The sequence below is a fragment of the Vibrio sp. HM8-C genome, from assembly GCF_058630515.1.
Window position 1 is genome coordinate 156,996 of record NZ_JBMMKS010000011.1, and the last position, 16,947, is coordinate 173,942.

The window sequence follows — 16,947 nt, forward strand, 5'->3', positions numbered from 1 at the left end:
TGAAACTGCCTGAAACTGAAACTGTAAGACACCGCAATCACAGATTGTTGTGCCATAGACCCAAATGGGTACTGTGCGGTGACAAGGATAGCAATTGGTGAACTTTAAACAGTCACCGAGTCTTCAAGGAACCAAGTCCGTTCATTTGTGGCTATCAAAATAGACGTATGACAGTCGCCTTGGTAGTGAACTAATTGAATATATTGATCGGAGTTAGAAATGAGCGATTTAAAAGCAGCAGCACTACGTGCACTTAAACTGATGGACTTAACAACACTGAATGACGATGACACGGATGCGAAAGTAATCCAACTTTGTCATGATGCAAAAAGCCCAGTTGGTAACACAGCTGCAATCTGTATCTACCCTCGCTTTATTCCTATTGCTAAGAAGACCCTTCGTGAGCAAGGCACACCAGAAGTTCGTATCGCTACAGTAACTAACTTCCCACACGGTAATGATGATGTGGAAATTGCAGTGGCTGAAACAAAAGCGGCAGTAGCATACGGTGCTGACGAGGTAGACGTAGTTTTCCCTTACCGCGCTCTAATCGCTGGTAACGAGAAAGTAGGCTTCGACTTAGTTAAACAATGTAAAGAAGCTTGTGGTTCTGATGTTCTTCTTAAAGTAATCATCGAAACTGGTGAGTTAAAAGAAGAAGCATTGATCAAGAAAGCTTCACAAATCTGTATCGAAGCGGGTGCAGACTTCATCAAAACGTCAACGGGTAAAGTGCCTGTGAACGCAACACCGGAATACGCTCGTATGATGTTAGAAGTAATTCGTGACATGAACGTAGCTGCAACTGTTGGTTTCAAACCTGCGGGCGGTGTTCGTACAGCTCAAGATGCTAGTGATTACCTAGCAATGGCTGACGAAATCTTAGGTGACAACTGGGTTGATAGCCGTCACTACCGTTTCGGTGCGTCAAGCTTGCTAACAAACCTACTAAATACATTAGAAGTGACAAACGAGAAAGCTGATCCAGCAGCGTACTAATCGTTCTGTTTTACAAGATGGCGCTTAGCGCCATCTTCATTTCTAAATAGCAAAAACCATAGTTACCCATCCAATTGGTTCGGGGCTAGGGAGGCACTAATGTATTTACCTCAAGAAATTATTCGCAGAAAACGTGATGGTGAAATCCTTACCACAGAAGAGATCAACTTCTTCATTCAAGGTGTGGCTAAAAACACGGTTTCTGAAGGACAAATTGCAGCATTTGCAATGGCTGTATTCTTCCGTGAAATGACAATGCCGGAGCGTATCGCACTGACGTGTGCAATGCGCGATTCAGGCATGGTTATCGATTGGAGTCATATGAACTTCGATGGACCGATTGTAGATAAACACTCGACAGGTGGTGTGGGTGACGTAACTTCACTGATGTTAGGCGCAATGGTTGCGGCTTGCGGTGGTTATGTTCCGATGATCTCTGGTCGCGGTTTAGGTCATACCGGCGGTACTCTTGATAAATTAGAGTCTATCCCTGGTTACAACATTACTCCGACTAATGAAGTGTTTGGTCTAGTAACCAAGCAAGCTGGTGTGGCAATTATCGGTCAGACTGGTGATTTAGCGCCGGCTGATAAGCGTGTGTACGCTACGCGCGATATCACGGCAACCGTTGATAATATCTCTCTGATTACAGCTTCTATTCTTTCGAAGAAACTAGCAGCAGGTCTTGAATCATTAGTGATGGACGTGAAAGTAGGTTCTGGCGCCTTTATGCCAACTTATGAAGCGTCAGAAGAATTAGCAAAATCTATCGTAGCGGTTGCAAATGGTGCTGGCACCAAAACAACGGCAATTTTAACGGATATGAACCAAGTATTGGCTTCTTCTGCGGGTAACGCTGTGGAAGTACGTGAAGCGGTTCGTTTCCTAACGGGCGAATACCGTAACCCTCGTCTACTTGAAGTGACTATGGCTTCTTGTGCGGAAATGTTGGTGCTAGGAAAGCTTGCGAAAGACAGCGTTGAAGCTCGTCAAAAACTGCAAGCTGTACTAGACAACGGTCAAGCAGCAGAGCGCTTTGGTAAGATGGTTGCAGGGCTTGGCGGCCCAGCAGACTTCGTTGAAAACTACGAAAACTACTTAGATAAAGCTCAAATCATCAAACCTGTTTATGCAGCGCAATCGGGTGTGGTATCGGCTATGGATACTCGTGCGATTGGCATGGCTGTAGTTGGTATGGGCGGTGGTCGTCGTGTAGCAACAGATTCTATCGATTACGCAGTAGGCTTTGATAACTTCATTCGCCTTGGTGAAGTTGCAGATAGCAACAAACCGTTAGCGTTCATTCACGCGCGTAGTGAAGAGCAGTGGCAAGAAGCGGCAAACGCACTACAAAATGCGATTAAAGTCGGTGGTGAATACGTCCCAACTCCTGATGTTTACCGTCAGATCCGTGCAGAAGACGTGTAATACATTGAAGAAAGAGTTGTGAGGAAATAGTTATGAAAAGAGCATTTATTTTAGTTTTAGATTCATTTGGTATCGGCGAAACGGCTGATGCAAAAGATTTTGGTGACGTTGGCGCAGATACATTAGGTCACATTGCTGATCAATGTGCGCAAGGTCTAGCGGATAACGCTAATCGTAAAGGTCCACTTACATTACCAAACCTATCTAAGCTTGGTCTTGCAATGGCGCACAAAGAGTCTACAGGTCGTTTTGCGCCTGGACTGGATGATAAAGCAGACATCATCGGTGCTTATGGTCATGCGGCTGAGCTGTCTTCTGGTAAGGACACGCCATCTGGTCACTGGGAAATTGCTGGTGTTCCTGTTCTGTTTGAATGGGGCTATTTCACGGACAAACAAAACAGTTTCCCTAAAGAGCTGACTGATCGCATTCTCGCTCGCGCAGGTTTGGATGATTTCCTAGGTAACTGTCACGCTTCTGGTACGCAGGTTCTGGATGATTTAGGTGAAGAACATATGAAGACTGGCAAGCCAATCTTCTATACTTCTGCTGACTCAGTATTCCAAATTGCCTGCCACGAAGAGACCTTTGGCCTAGACCGCTTACTTGAGCTTTGCCAAATTGCCCGTGAAGAATTAGCGGACTACAACATTGGTCGTGTTATTGCTCGTCCATTTATTGGTGCAGGTAAAGGTCAATTTGAACGTACAGGTAACCGTCGTGACCTTTCTGTTGAGCCACCTTCAGCAACTGTTCTTCAAAAACTGGTTGAAGAGAAGCAAGGTAACGTTGTGTCTATCGGTAAGATCGCAGACATCTACGCAAACTGCGGTATCACTAAGAAAGTTAAAGCTACCGGTATACCAGCGCTGTTTGAAGCAACATTAGATCAAATCCAACAAGCGGGTGATGACACTATTGTTTTCACTAACTTCGTCGATTTTGACTCTGCTTACGGCCACCGCCGCGACGTAGCAGGCTATGCAGCAGCACTAGAATATTTTGATGAGCGTCTGCCTGAAGTTCTAGAATTAATGCAAGAAGATGATGTGCTGATTCTAACGGCTGACCACGGTTGTGACCCAACATGGCAGGGTACTGACCATACTCGTGAGCATATCCCTGTGATTGTTTACGGTAAGAAAGTAGCACCTGGCTCATTAGGCCGTCGTGAAACATTCGCCGATATCGGTCAAAGCCTCGCAAGCTACTTTGGTATTTCACCAATGGAATACGGTAAGAACTTTTTGTAATTTCTTGGGGGCTTGAACGCTGTCTTAAAGAGACAGCGTTCAAGCCCCAATCATCAGTTTGGTACAGGTGTTAAACAAAACACCTAACATCATAAGGAATAAGATAATGGCTACTCCTCATATTAATGCTGAAATGGGCGCTTTCGCTGACGTAGTACTAATGCCGGGTGACCCGCTACGTGCGAAATACATTGCTGAAACCTTCCTAGAAGACGTGGTGCAAGTGTGTGATGTACGTAATATGTACGGTTTCACTGGTACTTACAAAGGTCGTAAGATCTCTGTGATGGGCCACGGTATGGGTATCCCTTCATGTTCTATCTATGTAACAGAGCTAATCAAAGATTACGGCGTGAAGAAAGTGATTCGTGTAGGTAGCTGTGGTGCAGTGAACGAAGATATCAAAGTACGTGATGTGGTTATCGGCATGGGTGCTTGTACAGATTCTAAAGTGAACCGTATCCGCTTTAAAGATCACGACTTTGCTGCAATCGCAGACTACAAAATGGTGAAAGCGGCGGAAGAAGCTGCAAAAGCACGCGGTATCGACGTGAAAGTGGGTAACCTATTCTCTGCTGAACTGTTCTACACGCCAGATCCATCGATGTTCGATGTAATGGACAAATACGGTATCGTTGGTGTTGAAATGGAAGCCGCTGGTATCTACGGCGTTGCTGCTGAATACGGTGCAAAAGCTCTGACTATCTGTACTGTATCTGACCATATCAAAACTGGTGAAGCGACTACTTCTGAAGAGCGCCAAACTACGTTCAACGACATGATGCTTATCGCTCTAGATTCGGTATTGATTGGTGATCAAGAAGGTTACTAAGCCTCTTATCTCAAATGAATCAAACAAAAAACCTCAGCCCTGGCTGAGGTTTTTTTATGAGTCGCTGTGGCTGAATGTATTGAAGTAAGGTTCACCGCACTCCTGAATGTAGGCTTTATTCTGCGTTTTGCAGCAGTAGGTTTTCACCTTTCGGCTTTGATTTGCGTTTCAATAGCAGAGTGAACAACACGCCACTGATAAAACTCATTAGTACCATCAAGTACATGTAGCGATCGCTCTTACGGTAGTGGTGGTCAGAAATCGCTGTCACCTTACCTGTTTCGAATGTAATACGCACAAAACCGATCAGGTTACCATCGTGCATCACTGGCTCTACAAGTTGCTGGCGGCCAATGCTCGCAGTTTGTAACGGTGTATCTAAGCCAAGTACTTCTCTAACGCTCAGCGCGGAGTCACTTGAAGCCAGTTTTACACCTTCAGAATCATAAATTGTTGCATCAAATACTAAGCGATCTTGAGCTAATTGATTGGTGAGGTTTAACAGACGCTCTTGGTCTTGCTCAGCAATACTTCTGCCCGCAGTGAGTGAGGCTTGAGTAATCAATACTTTAGTAAGGGTTTCTAGCTGGTTAGCTTGAATCCGTTCGTTACCTTTACTAATCACAACGCTGTTTTTGATCGTAATAACGAACATGCCAATCAGCAGCAGTAAGGTTAATAGGCGAATTACCATACGAAAGGAGAACAAAGAACCGTCCATAAGCGTTTTAATCCAAAGAAAATCAGACTTTGCACATATTGAGACTTGCGTTTTTAAATTGCAATAGGGTAACGTCTGCTTATACAAAGACATGGATGCCTTATATATGCTACCTATTAAAAAACATACGTCTCTTATCAATCGTCTGCCTGAAACCCGTTTATCTCTTCAATTAGACAAAAGCAAAGCAAGTTGGATTGTTTTTGGGGATTTCTTAACTGCGCAGCAGTTTGAAGACATTGATTTCTATACGGGTTATTACAACGCTATCGTTGATGCTTGGAAAGTTGGGCCTTATGAAGTGGCTCTGATGTCAGGTGAGTTGACCAGTGAACACGAGAAAATCATACAAGGTTTAGGTTTAGATTACGCACGAATCAATGAAGTGCCTGATTTATCAAAACCAGGTTTGATTGTGATGGATATGGACTCTACGGCAATCAAGATTGAGTGTATCGATGAAATCGCCAAACTAGCAGGTGTGGGTGATGAAGTAGCCGAAGTCACAGAGCGTGCCATGCAAGGTGAACTCGATTTCGAACAAAGTTTACGCCAACGAGTGGGTAAACTTAGCGGTGCTGATGAATCGATTTTGGAATCAGTGCGTTCAACCTTGCCTTTGATGGAAGAGCTAGAAGAGTTGGTTGAAACATTACAAGCCTTTGGCTGGAAGACCGCTATTGCATCTGGTGGCTTCACTTACTTCTCTGATCATCTAAAAGCGCTACTCAACTTAGATCATGCTCAATCAAATACTTTGGAAATTGTTAACGGCAAACTGACAGGCAAAGTACTTGGCGATGTCGTAACGGCTCAAACTAAAGCTGACATCGTTGAAGAGCTTGCGACTCAATTTGACATTGAAATGCATAACACCGTTGCCGTTGGAGATGGTGCAAATGATTTAGTGATGATGGAAGCTGCGGGTCTTGGTGTTGCATTCCACGCAAAACCAAAAGTAGAAGCCAAAGCCCAGACGGCAGTTCGTTTTGCTGGTTTGGGTGGTGTGCTGTGCATACTGTCCGCCGGTCTTGTTAAGCATCAGAAAATTAGCTGGCAAAGCAAGCCATAAAATGGCGATAGATAACAAATAAAAAAGCGAGGCTAGAACCTCGCTTTTTATTTTTAGTATCAATCAGATGTTCTTAACTTCTAAGCCTGCTAATTGATGCCAGTAACCGTTGCACTGCTGATTTTCTAACTTGGTTGGGTGTGCGCCGTGTTCGTTTTGTTTGAATTTACTGAGGTGGTGGAAAGTTTCTACACCTAGCGGACTCAAACGAACCACATCAACTAACCCTTCCATACTGGGTAAGTCATTCATCAGGTTATAGCAATATCCTGATTGGGTTTGAATGCCGTTTAAATTAAACACGGATTGCCCTTCCTGACTGTTTACCTGAATACCTGTTGGGTACTTGATACAACAGGTTTCACACTCATCTTTCGCTCTGTTCTCAGCTCTCGCAGTAAAACAGCGAGCAGAATAAGCCAGTGGCAAATATCCGTGACTAAACACTTCTACTTCAAATTGACTACGGATACCGATTTTTTCACACTGATTTAAAACGTTGTTGAGCCAATCTCGCGAAAGTTCGACAGGCATACACCAACGAGTCATACCTTGCTTTAAGAATATCTTCAGTGCGTATGCGTTGTAGGTGTTTACTGCTGGGCCGACGACGAAAGGTAAGCCTTTTTCGTGTGCCATCTGAATGGCAGATACATCGTTAGCCTCAATGGCGAAATCACCGTTATCAATGTATTTTTTTAATACGTTAATTTCACTTGGCGCTTCCAACAATGCCATGGTTGAAAGTACGACCTGTTTACCAGTAGATGAGAGTTCTTTAGCAATCTCAAACCAGTGTTGAGGCTTCATTTCACGACGCTTGGAACAGACGGTTTCACCAAGGTAAATGATGTCTGCGCTGCTTTCTTTTGCTTGTTGATAGAAGCTTTCGACGTCTTGTTTTGGCCAGAAGTACAGTAGCGGGCCTAATGCGTATTTCATATTTTCCCCCTTACTACTTATTGCCATTTTCGGTGATATGCACCGAGTGTGGTTTGTGTGCCTTCAGAAACATTGGCAAGTGTGGCGTCCCAAGCACTTTCTACGTGATAGCTATCAGGAGTAGCAAGGTAGCGGTCAATTGCGGCGCGCCATGTACGAGTCACTTGTTCTACATAAGCAGGGCTGCGCTGACGTCCTTCTATTTTTACGGAAGCGACATTTGCTGCGAAAAGCTCTGGTAGGAGTGAAAGGGTGTTGAGACTGGTTGGCTCTTCTAATGCATGGTAGCGTTTTTGTTCACCATCAATATCGGCAATAAAACGGCCTTTACATAGGGTTGGGTAACCTGCATTTTCGCCCGTAGCGTACTTATCAATCAGTATTTCATTGAGTCGAGACTCTAGGCCTGATTCAGTTTCTTGCCAGCGTACGTATTTAGCCGGAGAGCACGCACCAACCGTGTTTGGTGACTCACCTGTCATGTAAGAGGATAGATAACAGCGACCTTCTGACATGATGCATAAGCTACCAAAAGCGAACACTTCAAGGTCTACACCTTCTGGGATATTACGTGACAGCTGTTTTACCTGATGAATAGAGAGTACGCGTGGCAATACGACGCGTTTCACGTTGAAATTGTTGTGGTAAAACTCCACCGCTTTGACGTTAGTGGCGGACGCTTGAACAGAAAGGTGTAATTCTAAATCTGGGTACTTGTTCGCTGCGTAATCAAGAATAGCGACATCCGCGACGATCAAAGCATCAATACCGAGATCGGCAGCTTGATCAACAGCATTAGTCCATCTTTCAAAACCATCTGGATGCGCAAAAGTATTTAATGCGACATGGATTTTTTTACCATGGTCATGAGTGTATTGAACGGCTTTGTTCAGTTTGTTGCCTGTGAAATTCAACCCTGCAAAGTGGCGGGCATTGGTGTCGTCTTTGAAGCCGATATAAACGGCATCTGCACCACAATCAATGGCTGTTTTAAGTGCGGGTAAATTACCAGCTGGACAGAGAAGTTCCATTGCTCGGTTACTTATTTTTTATGAAAAAGTGACCATATTCTATGAATAAACAAGGCTTTTCGATTTGATGTAAGGCAGGTTTCAGTGAATAAGGAATAATTTACTCATTTGGAGTGATGGCTTATTTTCTTTTGATTTACTGCTTAAAGGCTAGATAGCTTTGCGATGACGACGGTGTTTAGCAAATAACTCTTCAACTTCATGTTTTGGCTGTGGGCGGTGGAAGTGGAATCCCTGAATCGCGTGACAATTCAAATTGGATAACAAGGTAGCTTGTTGTTGTGTTTCAACACCTTCTGCAACCACAGATAAGTTAAGTGATCTACCAAGGTTAATGATGTTTTCGATTACGGTGATCTGCTTAGGTAGCGTATCGATATCAGTAATGAAAGCGCGGTCAATCTTAAGTTCATCAATAGGGAATCGTGCTAAATACGCCAGAGATGAATAGCCCGTACCGAAATCATCGATAGAAAGGTTAAAGCCAAGTTTCTTAATCGCGTTAAGCATTTGCAATGTGTGTTCACTATCACTCATCACCGCACTTTCAGTCAGTTCGAAAGTGATACAGCTAGGATCAAGTGAAGTGGTACGCAGCAGTTTTTCCAAATAGTCGATTAACTGTGGGTTACCAAACTGTTCTGGAGAGATGTTGATAGCGACTCGACCCGGTAAAATACCTTGTTGTTTCCAACGTTTTACCGTCGCAAAAACATCACGCATAACCACGCGGCCAAGATGTTCAATCAGACCCGCTTTTTCTGCCACAGGAATGAACGCTGCTGGGCTAATGTAGCCTTCAACCGGATGTTTCCAGCGAACCAGAGCTTCTGCACCGTTCACACTGAAATCACGAGCATTCACTTTTGGCTGATACCACACCTCTAAGCCATTCTGTTGAAGTGCTTTTTGCAGTTCGATCTCTAGCCAAAGACGCATACGCGCTTCTTTGTTCATCTGATCGTGGAATTTGATCAGACGATTTCGACCACGATCTTTCGCTTCATACATCGCAGTATCCGCATTTTGGAGCAAAATACGTGCGTCGTTACCGTCACCAGGGTACTGCACACTACCAATCGAACACGCTAATCGCTTGCTGAAGTGATGCAAATCAAACGGTTGGTTAATCAGAGAAATAATGCGTTCCGCCAGCATTTCAGCCGAACGGTTATGTTCAGGTTCTGGAAGAATCAGACCAAACTCGTCACCACCTAAATGCCCTAAAATGGCTTGTTGTGGCAGTAAACGTTTTAGACGTGATGACACTTCCTGAATCACTTTGTCACCAATATGGTGACCCAGAGAGTCGTTAATATTCTTAAAGTTATCGATATCCAGATACAACATCACCAGTGGCGTGTCGTTTTGAATTAAATGCTCTAGGCGCTTTGTAAAGCCTAAACGGTTATACAATCCCGTTAATGAATCAACATGAATATCGGTTTGGCTGGTAGCGGAAAGCTGTTTTGTCGCTTGTGACGCATCCTGAATTAAAATCAGTTGTGAATTGCTGCCCAAAATCTGTGTTGTGCCAGCATGCAGTTGAACTCGACGTTCAAAACCACAGCGAGGGCCGGTTAAACACACCAATGGGTTTTCAGTTAGTAGCTCACCAAGCTTAGCGTTAAACACGCCTTTGGTTTTCTCATCAACAAATAAGCGTGACAGTTCTTCATCCAGTAACTCAGAAGTCTCTTCAAAGCCTAGTAAACGTGCAGCTGAAGGGTTGGCTGAAATAATGAAATCATCTTCGACCAAAAGTAAGCCATCCGGCAACAAAGTGGTAAGGGTCGAAAATTTATTCTCAGAATCTTCCAGAGAGCGGATAAGAATTTGTTTTTCAGACGTATCAATAGCATGGAAAACAATGTAATCCACATCTTTCTTATCGTTGAAAATAGGAGAGAGCGAGAAATGAAGGCTCATTTCCATGTCGATATCATGGAGAGTCATTTCTGCTTCTAGAGTCTCGCCAGCGAATGCTCTTGAGTAATAACCTTTGAGATGGTTGTAAAATTGTTCGCCAAGAATTTGCGAATCATTCATACCAACCAATTCAGCAGCGGTTAAACCTGAGACATCACAATACCTCTCATTGACCATGACATAATTATGTTGGTCATCTAATACGGCAAAAAAGAACGGACTATTAGACGTTATTTTTGCGAACCAGTGCTGTAGATGTTGCGAAGGCATTTGCGACGGCATTAAGAAACTACCAACTGTGTTTAAGCGCTTATTTGTTCAATAAGAATTATTTAAGAGCGATACGTACTAACTATAACGTTGATTTCACGGTTAGAAAAGCTTCTCTGTGTTGCACAATTTCTTGATGCATAACAGGGTTCACCACTATCACATCCCGTATGATGAGTTTTCCAAAGACAAAGGTAACGGATAAAGGGCGTGATTAACAACATTCGTATTCAACTAGTTCAAAATGCAGCATCAATTTTGAGATCTCCAGTCCACTTATTGCCTAAGTTTGTGCAAAAAAAAGCCTTACTTGATGGCATGAAAATGGTCTTTCATGAGGCACTCGATGATGGTGATTTTGAGTTCCTAGAAGGCAAGTGGCTTAAAGTTGAAATTCGCGATATGAACCTGTGTTGGTATATCAGCTATGAAGACGAAAAGCTGGTGGTTGCAGACAATATCAAAGATGAAGATGTCAGCTTCAGCGGAAACTTGAACGATTTGGTTTTGATCGCTGGTCGTAAAGAAGATCCGGACACTTTGTTTTTCCAACGCAGACTATCAATTGAAGGCGATACCGAGCTTGGTCTTGAAGTTAAAAATTTGATGGATAGTGTGGATTTGGAACAATTACCGAAAGCTTTGCAAATTTTACTTCACCAACTGGCGGAATTTGTGCATAAAGGCATGCAAGCACCTAACGCACATAAAGAGGTAGTGAATGCTTATTAGAAGTGAAGCGCCTGCTGATATTCTGGTTGTTGACCAATTACTCAAATCGGTATTTGAAACTGAAGCCGAAGCCAATTTAGTCATGTCTCTGCGTGAGAACGGTAATCGCACGTTGTCACTGGTTGCCTGTGAAGACGATGGTGAAGTGGTTGGTTTTGCGATGTTTAGCCCGGTATCTCTAGATGGTGAACATCTTAACTGGCAAGGATTAGCACCTTTGGCTGTGAAAGCAGAGTACCGTAAACAGGGTATTGGTGCTGAAATTGTGAAAGAAGGTCTTAGTTCTCTAGGTGAACTAGGCTATCCAGCTTGTGTTGTTCTTGGAGATCCAAGCTACTACAACCGTTTTGGTTTTAAAGCAGCAAGTCAGTTTGGTTTTAAATGCCAATGGGAAGTGCCTGCTGAAGCATTTCAAATTGTTGCATTGTGGGAAAACGAACTCGACAACAAACAAGGGCTGATTGAGTATTGCCCTGAGTTTAACGAACTCGCTTAATCTCTCTCATTTAGAAGAAGCAAATTTGCTTCTTCTTCAATTTTCGCTTTCAAAAATAGCTCATATCACGTATCCGCATACATGCTTATCTTGCGAGGCATTAACTTAGATTTATGGCCTGGCTAGTAACTCTGAGCAGTGGTGATTAAAGAGTAAGTTTGTTAGCATTCAGTTCTCTAACATCATGCATTACTGATTCTTCACTACTATGTCTAATCACGAGCAACAATACTTACATGCCATGGGCATTCAAAGCTGGGATTTGATACACCCTGAGCGTTTACAGGGCTATCAACCAGCGAAAGCTGCTTTAGATACAGAGTGTAAGCTGCTATTAGTGAGTGATCATTATCCTACTGCTAGCGAAGTCGCGTTATTTGAAAGAGTGTTGAAGAGCTTCAACGTGGAATTGCAGCAGTCTCAGTATGCTAATTTGCATAATCTGGCAAATATAGACCTCTCAACACTTGAGTGGATCTGGTTTGCTGGTTGCGATGATGAGAGCATCTCTGACATCAAAAAACTCCGTACACCTCCTTTGTCCGACGTTGATGGTAACACTCAACATCGTCGCGATTTATGGCAACAAATTTGTTCTTACGAGGCGAATTAATATTATGTCGATTCAGTTTTTACCTTTAGAAGAGCAACATTTGGATCAAGTGTGGCAAATAGAGCAGCAAGCTCATAGCCATCCTTGGAAAGAATCGATGATTCGTCAGTTGGACAGCCGTGGCGCGTGTCACTTTTGTATGTTGCGTGAAGATAAGGTTATTGGCTATTTCTATGCGCAAAACATTGTTGGTGAAGTTTCTCTGCTCAATATTGCTATCGATCCCGCAGTTCAGGGCAAAGGTTATGGTAAACAGCTGACTGAGTTTTTCTTACAACATTGTGAAGAACTAAAAGCGGAGAGTGTTTGGCTTGAAGTTCGCGAGAGTAATCATCGTGCCTTCGAGCTATATCAAAACCTGGGCTTTAACGAGATTGATCGCCGCGTCAACTACTACCCGACAGAGAAGGGGAAAGAAGACGCAATTATCATGAGCTATTATTTTTTCAACTAGTGGAAGCGTTATTTGTTGCCTAGTCGAATGATCTCGCTTTGATTTGCCAATGCCTTGTATGGATTGTCTCGGAAACGTTGTTCAATCTCAGCCACAGCTAACGGTTTATCAAATAAATAGCCTTGGAACTGTTCACACCCTAAGTCTTTGAGCGCGTTGAGTTCATTGATGTCTTCTACACCTTCGGCAATCACTTCTAAATTGAGTCTACGCGCCATCATTACAATGGTGTCGACAATCGCTTGATCACTTTCGTCTAGGTGCAGTTGAGTGACAAAAGAACGGTCAATCTTCAGCATGTCGACAGAAAGGTGTTTTAAATAACGCAGAGAAGAGTAGCCCGTACCAAAATCATCGATAGAGATCTTAATATGGTTTTCTTTGAGCTGAGCCATCTTCTCCATTGAGCTCTCGACATTTTCCAGTAGTAATCCTTCGGTTATCTCAAGCTCAATATGCTCACCTGAGATCTCGACTTGTTGCAACGTGTCGTTTATGAACTCCACAAAGCTGTCCTGAGCAAACTGCAGTGGGCTGATGTTAATGGCTAGGCGGCGGAAATGAGGTGGCAGTACGCCGGCTTTTTTCCATTGAGCATACTGATAACAAGCTTGCTCGATGATCCAGTTTCCCATCTGCAATATTTGCCCCGTCTCTTCGGCTATCGGCATGAATAAACCTGGAGGCAGGATTCCTTTTCTTGGATGATTCCAACGGATTAGCGCTTCGACACCGATAATATTGTGGTGAATGTCGACTTGAGGTTGGTAATAGAGCACAAGTTGGTTCTCTGAAAGCGCCTCATGCAGTCCTTTTTCTATTGTTAGAAAAGATTCAATTTGAGCCTGCATTTCCGGTTTGTAAAAAACATAGTTGTTTCGCCCACCCACTTTTGCTCGGTATAAGGCGGTATCCGCTTGACGAAGCAGGTCGATATTGGTTGTGATGTTTTCTGGAAAAGTGGTAATGCCTAGGCTGACCGTGCAATAAAGCTGGTGGCCATCGATAGAGTATGGATTAGAAATTAAAGCGAGCAGTTGTTTGGCTGCGTTCTCTATATCTTTCGGAGAGGCATTTGCGTTGAGAATTGCGAACTCATCGCCGCCGATACGTGCGGGCACATAACCATCCCTTGCCCAAGCTTCCATTCGTAGTGCAATCGCTTTAATTAATTTATCGCCGATAGTGTGGCCTAAAGAATCGTTGATGGTCTTAAATCGGTCGATATCGATGTAGAACAGGACGCCAGTTGTTTTATTCAACCGTGCTTCATCAATGGCTTCTGACAATTTTTGCAGCAGTAAACTGCGGTTGGCTAGTCCCGTTAAGCTGTCGTAGTAGGCTAGCTGGTTGAGTTTAATTTCCGCTTCTTCTCTGTCTTTCCATAGTTTGTGGAAAGTAAAAGCTAACTCGCTGATCTCATCTTCGTGTTCAGCAAGTGGTGGCGGTGTAATATGCTGCTTCCCTTTTAAAGATCTAACCCAGTTGTTGAGCAAGATAATAGGCAGCGACAATTTACGATAGAAAAATAGCAACAATATGCTGGTTAGCAGAACGTTACGAAACAAATCAAATAGCAATACCTGAGTCGTTTTGTTGATAAATTCCGATGCGAGTGAAGTACCATCTACGGAAAAACTTAAGTTTCCGACCAATACATTGGATTCGGGCTTATGAAGATCGGTGGTAAAGGTTGGGATCTCAGGAGTGAAATAATTGGAAAGCAGTTTGACGAATTCACTCATTTTCGGAATAGGGCGCTGTTTAACAATCAAGGTATCACCGAAATCATCGATGATTTCAACTTTATAAATAGCTGGGTCTGCCATCAAACTGGCTGCAACTTGTCCTGCTAAGAGGTTGTTTAAGTGATAAGCGGCTAGACTGGCATTGGCATAACTTTGCATCAGCTTGACGTGATAGCTTTCTTCTACCTTTTTTTGCTCTTGATGAAAGTCGACAATTATATGATAAAAACTAAAGCATATTCCCAGTATCACAGATACCAGAAACACGGTTTTGGCTTGCTTAAATGCCAATGAGTGTAGCTGCTTAGTTTTAGCCATAGCGCCCAAAAGTTCCTATATTCCTTTAAAGTTATAGCCCATATTGGCTGATATATTAATGCTCAATAATGACTGCACATTTAACTTTTGAATGACGATCTATCGCGAATGTTATCAGGACTCACAATTTTAAGCTTTCCTTGCTTAGCGCTAATAAGACCATAAATTACAGTAATTTAAATAGTTAATCTTCTCAATAGAAATAGAGTGTTTATTAAAGAATAAGTTTTTTGTCTGATTAGAATAATTGGAATTTAGATTTAATAACCTTGTTTAATTTACTGAAAATATTGATTTTTCACCTTGGTTTTTGAGTTTAACACCTAGGTAAATGTTACTTTATATAAGCTTTGATTGTTTATGACGGCAGAATCAGCGAAAATACCCGCCAATCACGATTAACTAACGGATTTGTGTGAGTAAAGCCTTGCAGGTAACAACTCGCATCTATGTATCCGTGCTCAAACGAAAAGAATGATCAAATGGCAGACCCGATTTTTCTAAGCGAAGTCAACAAACGTAGGACGTTCGCGATTATTTCTCACCCGGATGCTGGTAAAACTACCATCACTGAAAAGGTGTTGTTATTCGGACGCGCAATCCAAACCGCAGGTTCTGTAAAAGGACGTGGTTCATCTCAGCACGCTAAATCTGACTGGATGGAGATGGAAAAAGAACGTGGTATCTCGGTAACAACCTCTGTAATGCAGTTCCCATATCGCGATGCGTTGGTGAACCTACTGGATACACCGGGACACGAAGACTTCTCTGAAGATACTTACCGTACACTTACTGCTGTTGACTCATGTTTGATGGTTATCGACGCGGCAAAAGGTGTAGAAGATCGTACGCGTAAATTGATGGAAGTTACTCGTCTGCGTGATACACCAATCGTCACTTTCATGAACAAGTTGGACCGTGATATCCGCGACCCAATGGAACTGTTAGACGAAGTGGAAAATGAGCTGAAGATCGCTTGTGCTCCTATTACTTGGCCAATCGGCTGTGGTAAGGAGTTCAAGGGTGTCTATCATATTCACCGTGATGAAACGGTTCTGTACTCAACAGGTCATGGTCATACGATTCAAGAAGAACGCATTATCAAAGGCATCGATAACTCAGCATTAGATGCTGAAATCGGTGAAGACTTAGCAATGCAACTTCGTGAAGAGTTAGAACTTGTTCTAGGTGCTTCGCACGAATTTGATTCTGAATTGTTCCTTAAAGGCGAATTAACACCAGTATTCTTCGGTACTGCGTTAGGTAACTTCGGTGTTGACCACATGTTGGATGGTTTGACTGAGTGGGCGCCAGCGCCATTAGCCCGTCAAGCAAATGAGCGTGAAGTTGAAGCAACGGAAGATTCATTTACTGGTTTCGTATTTAAGATTCAAGCGAACATGGATCCTAAACACCGCGACCGTATTGCGTTTATGCGTATTGTATCTGGTACCTATAAACAAGGTATGAAGATGAACCATGTACGTATCGGTAAGCAGGTGAATATTTCTGATGCTGTGACTTTCATGGCGGGTGACCGTTCACGTGCTGAAGAAGCGTATGCTGGCGATATCATTGGTCTTCACAACCACGGTACGATTCAAATCGGCGATACCTTCACTCAAGGTGAAAAACTGAAGTTCTCGGGCATTCCAAACTTTGCGCCTGAGTTATTCCGTCGTATTCGCCTAAGAGATCCGCTTAAGCAGAAACAGCTGCTTAAAGGTCTAGTTCAGCTTTCTGAAGAAGGTGCAGTACAGGTGTTCCGTCCACTGCAAAACAACGATCTTATCGTTGGTGCGGTCGGTGTGCTTCAGTTTGACGTGGTTGTTGCGCGTTTAAAATCTGAATACAATGTAGAAGCGATTTACGAAGGCGTAAACGTGGCAACAGCGCGTTGGGTAGAATGTTCAGATGCTAAGAAGTTTGAAGAGTTCAAACGTAAGAACCAAAGCAACTTAGCACTAGACGGTGGCGACAACCTAGCCTACATCGCACCTACCATGGTTAACTTGAACTTGGCTCAAGAGCGTTCACCAGAAGTTGAGTTCCGCGCAACCCGCGAACATTGATTTCTAATAAAGAGCGACTATTCAGTCGCTCTTTTCA

The 16,947-nt window shown here is 43.2% G+C and carries 15 protein-coding genes; 10 read left to right on the forward strand and 5 right to left on the reverse strand.

Annotation, left to right across the window (positions count from 1 at the left end; translation table 11 throughout):
- Nucleotides 1–219 precede the first annotated feature (219 nt).
- From deoC to deoD, 4 genes are all read left to right on the forward strand, one after another.
- Nucleotides 220–999 (forward strand): deoxyribose-phosphate aldolase, encoded by a 780-nt coding sequence (gene deoC, locus ACOSVQ_RS13940; RefSeq protein ID WP_165312178.1) that lies wholly within the window; start codon nt 220–222, stop codon nt 997–999.
- Between the two features lie 99 nt (nt 1,000–1,098).
- On the forward strand, nt 1,099–2,427 hold the full coding sequence (gene deoA, locus ACOSVQ_RS13945) for a thymidine phosphorylase (protein ID WP_491983133.1): 1,329 nt from the start codon (nt 1,099–1,101) through the stop codon (nt 2,425–2,427).
- 32 nt (nt 2,428–2,459) lie between these two features.
- Nucleotides 2,460–3,680 carry a phosphopentomutase gene (locus ACOSVQ_RS13950; protein WP_491983134.1) on the forward strand — a complete coding sequence of 407 codons (1,221 nt, stop codon included), beginning with the start codon at nt 2,460–2,462 and terminating at the stop codon, nt 3,678–3,680.
- A 106-nt stretch (nt 3,681–3,786) separates the two neighbouring features.
- Entirely contained in the window at nt 3,787–4,512 is a 726-nt protein-coding gene (gene deoD, locus ACOSVQ_RS13955) for a purine-nucleoside phosphorylase (protein ID WP_102940435.1), read from the forward strand.
- Nucleotides 4,513–4,627: 115 nt separating this feature from the next.
- On the opposite strand, the gene ACOSVQ_RS13960 is transcribed toward deoD, so the two are convergent.
- A complete protein-coding gene (locus tag ACOSVQ_RS13960) occupies nt 4,628–5,233 on the reverse strand; it encodes a YtjB family periplasmic protein (RefSeq protein WP_491983135.1) in 606 nt (201 codons plus the stop codon).
- Nucleotides 5,234–5,324: 91 nt separating this feature from the next.
- On the opposite strand from ACOSVQ_RS13960, the gene serB reads away from it, so the two are divergent.
- Nucleotides 5,325–6,305 (forward strand): phosphoserine phosphatase, encoded by a 981-nt coding sequence (serB, locus tag ACOSVQ_RS13965; protein WP_491983136.1) that lies wholly within the window; start codon nt 5,325–5,327, stop codon nt 6,303–6,305.
- Between the two features lie 63 nt (nt 6,306–6,368).
- Here serB and ACOSVQ_RS13970 read toward each other — a convergent pair whose 3' ends face one another.
- The 3 genes from ACOSVQ_RS13970 to ACOSVQ_RS13980 all read right to left on the reverse strand — a co-directional run bounded on the left by ACOSVQ_RS13970 (nt 6,369) and on the right by ACOSVQ_RS13980 (nt 10,489).
- Entirely contained in the window at nt 6,369–7,247 is an 879-nt protein-coding gene (locus ACOSVQ_RS13970) for a U32 family peptidase (protein WP_491983137.1), read from the reverse strand.
- Between the two features lie 17 nt (nt 7,248–7,264).
- Nucleotides 7,265–8,278 carry a ubiquinone anaerobic biosynthesis protein UbiU gene (gene ubiU / locus ACOSVQ_RS13975; RefSeq protein ID WP_491983138.1) on the reverse strand — a complete coding sequence of 338 codons (1,014 nt, stop codon included), beginning with the start codon at nt 8,276–8,278 and terminating at the stop codon, nt 7,265–7,267.
- A 150-nt stretch (nt 8,279–8,428) separates the two neighbouring features.
- Nucleotides 8,429–10,489, reverse strand: a complete 2,061-nt coding sequence (locus ACOSVQ_RS13980; RefSeq protein ID WP_491983139.1) for an EAL domain-containing protein — start codon at nt 10,487–10,489, stop codon at nt 8,429–8,431.
- A gap of 198 nt (nt 10,490–10,687) precedes the next feature.
- Between ACOSVQ_RS13980 and ubiT the strand changes: the two genes are divergently transcribed.
- The 4 genes from ubiT to rimI all read left to right on the forward strand — a co-directional run bounded on the left by ubiT (nt 10,688) and on the right by rimI (nt 12,772).
- A complete protein-coding gene (ubiT, locus tag ACOSVQ_RS13985) occupies nt 10,688–11,209 on the forward strand; it encodes a ubiquinone anaerobic biosynthesis accessory factor UbiT (protein WP_491983140.1) in 522 nt (173 codons plus the stop codon).
- Nucleotides 11,199–11,705 (forward strand): GNAT family N-acetyltransferase, encoded by a 507-nt coding sequence (locus tag ACOSVQ_RS13990; RefSeq protein WP_491983141.1) that lies wholly within the window; start codon nt 11,199–11,201, stop codon nt 11,703–11,705. Before ubiT ends, ACOSVQ_RS13990 begins: the two co-directional genes overlap by 11 nt.
- A 208-nt stretch (nt 11,706–11,913) precedes the next feature.
- Entirely contained in the window at nt 11,914–12,318 is a 405-nt protein-coding gene (locus ACOSVQ_RS13995; protein ID WP_491983142.1) for a DNA polymerase III subunit psi, read from the forward strand.
- Nucleotides 12,319–12,322: 4 nt separating this feature from the next.
- Complete coding sequence (gene rimI, locus ACOSVQ_RS14000; RefSeq protein ID WP_491983143.1) at nt 12,323–12,772, forward strand: ribosomal protein S18-alanine N-acetyltransferase; 450 nt, start codon at nt 12,323–12,325, stop codon at nt 12,770–12,772.
- Between the two features lie 8 nt (nt 12,773–12,780).
- Here rimI and ACOSVQ_RS14005 read toward each other — a convergent pair whose 3' ends face one another.
- The gene (locus ACOSVQ_RS14005) at nt 12,781–14,838 is read right to left on the reverse strand and encodes a putative bifunctional diguanylate cyclase/phosphodiesterase (protein ID WP_491983144.1); all 2,058 of its coding nucleotides are present in this window, start codon (nt 14,836–14,838) and stop codon (nt 12,781–12,783) included.
- 482 nt (nt 14,839–15,320) lie between these two features.
- On the opposite strand from ACOSVQ_RS14005, the gene prfC reads away from it, so the two are divergent.
- The gene (gene prfC / locus ACOSVQ_RS14010) at nt 15,321–16,910 is read left to right on the forward strand and encodes a peptide chain release factor 3 (RefSeq protein WP_491983145.1); all 1,590 of its coding nucleotides are present in this window, start codon (nt 15,321–15,323) and stop codon (nt 16,908–16,910) included.
- Nucleotides 16,911–16,947 lie beyond the last annotated feature (37 nt).

What these genes read in the sequence shown, in the direction of transcription:
- deoC (WP_165312178.1), top strand. Translation starts at nt 220, where the DNA reads ATGAGCGATTTAAAAGCAGCAGCACTACGTGCACTTAAACTGATGGAC.
- deoA (WP_491983133.1), top strand. Translation starts at nt 1,099, where the DNA reads ATGTATTTACCTCAAGAAATTATTCGCAGAAAACGTGATGGTGAAATC.
- ACOSVQ_RS13950 (WP_491983134.1), top strand. Translation starts at nt 2,460, where the DNA reads ATGAAAAGAGCATTTATTTTAGTTTTAGATTCATTTGGTATCGGCGAA.
- deoD (WP_102940435.1), top strand. Translation starts at nt 3,787, where the DNA reads ATGGCTACTCCTCATATTAATGCTGAAATGGGCGCTTTCGCTGACGTA.
- ACOSVQ_RS13960 (WP_491983135.1), bottom strand. Translation starts at nt 5,233, where the DNA reads ATGGACGGTTCTTTGTTCTCCTTTCGTATGGTAATTCGCCTATTAACC.
- serB (WP_491983136.1), top strand. Translation starts at nt 5,325, where the DNA reads ATGGATGCCTTATATATGCTACCTATTAAAAAACATACGTCTCTTATC.
- ACOSVQ_RS13970 (WP_491983137.1), bottom strand. Translation starts at nt 7,247, where the DNA reads ATGAAATACGCATTAGGCCCGCTACTGTACTTCTGGCCAAAACAAGAC.
- ubiU (WP_491983138.1), bottom strand. Translation starts at nt 8,278, where the DNA reads ATGGAACTTCTCTGTCCAGCTGGTAATTTACCCGCACTTAAAACAGCC.
- ACOSVQ_RS13980 (WP_491983139.1), bottom strand. Translation starts at nt 10,489, where the DNA reads ATGCCGTCGCAAATGCCTTCGCAACATCTACAGCACTGGTTCGCAAAA.
- ACOSVQ_RS13990 (WP_491983141.1), top strand. Translation starts at nt 11,199, where the DNA reads ATGCTTATTAGAAGTGAAGCGCCTGCTGATATTCTGGTTGTTGACCAA.
- ACOSVQ_RS13995 (WP_491983142.1), top strand. Translation starts at nt 11,914, where the DNA reads ATGTCTAATCACGAGCAACAATACTTACATGCCATGGGCATTCAAAGC.
- rimI (WP_491983143.1), top strand. Translation starts at nt 12,323, where the DNA reads ATGTCGATTCAGTTTTTACCTTTAGAAGAGCAACATTTGGATCAAGTG.
- ACOSVQ_RS14005 (WP_491983144.1), bottom strand. Translation starts at nt 14,838, where the DNA reads ATGGCTAAAACTAAGCAGCTACACTCATTGGCATTTAAGCAAGCCAAA.
- prfC (WP_491983145.1), top strand. Translation starts at nt 15,321, where the DNA reads ATGGCAGACCCGATTTTTCTAAGCGAAGTCAACAAACGTAGGACGTTC.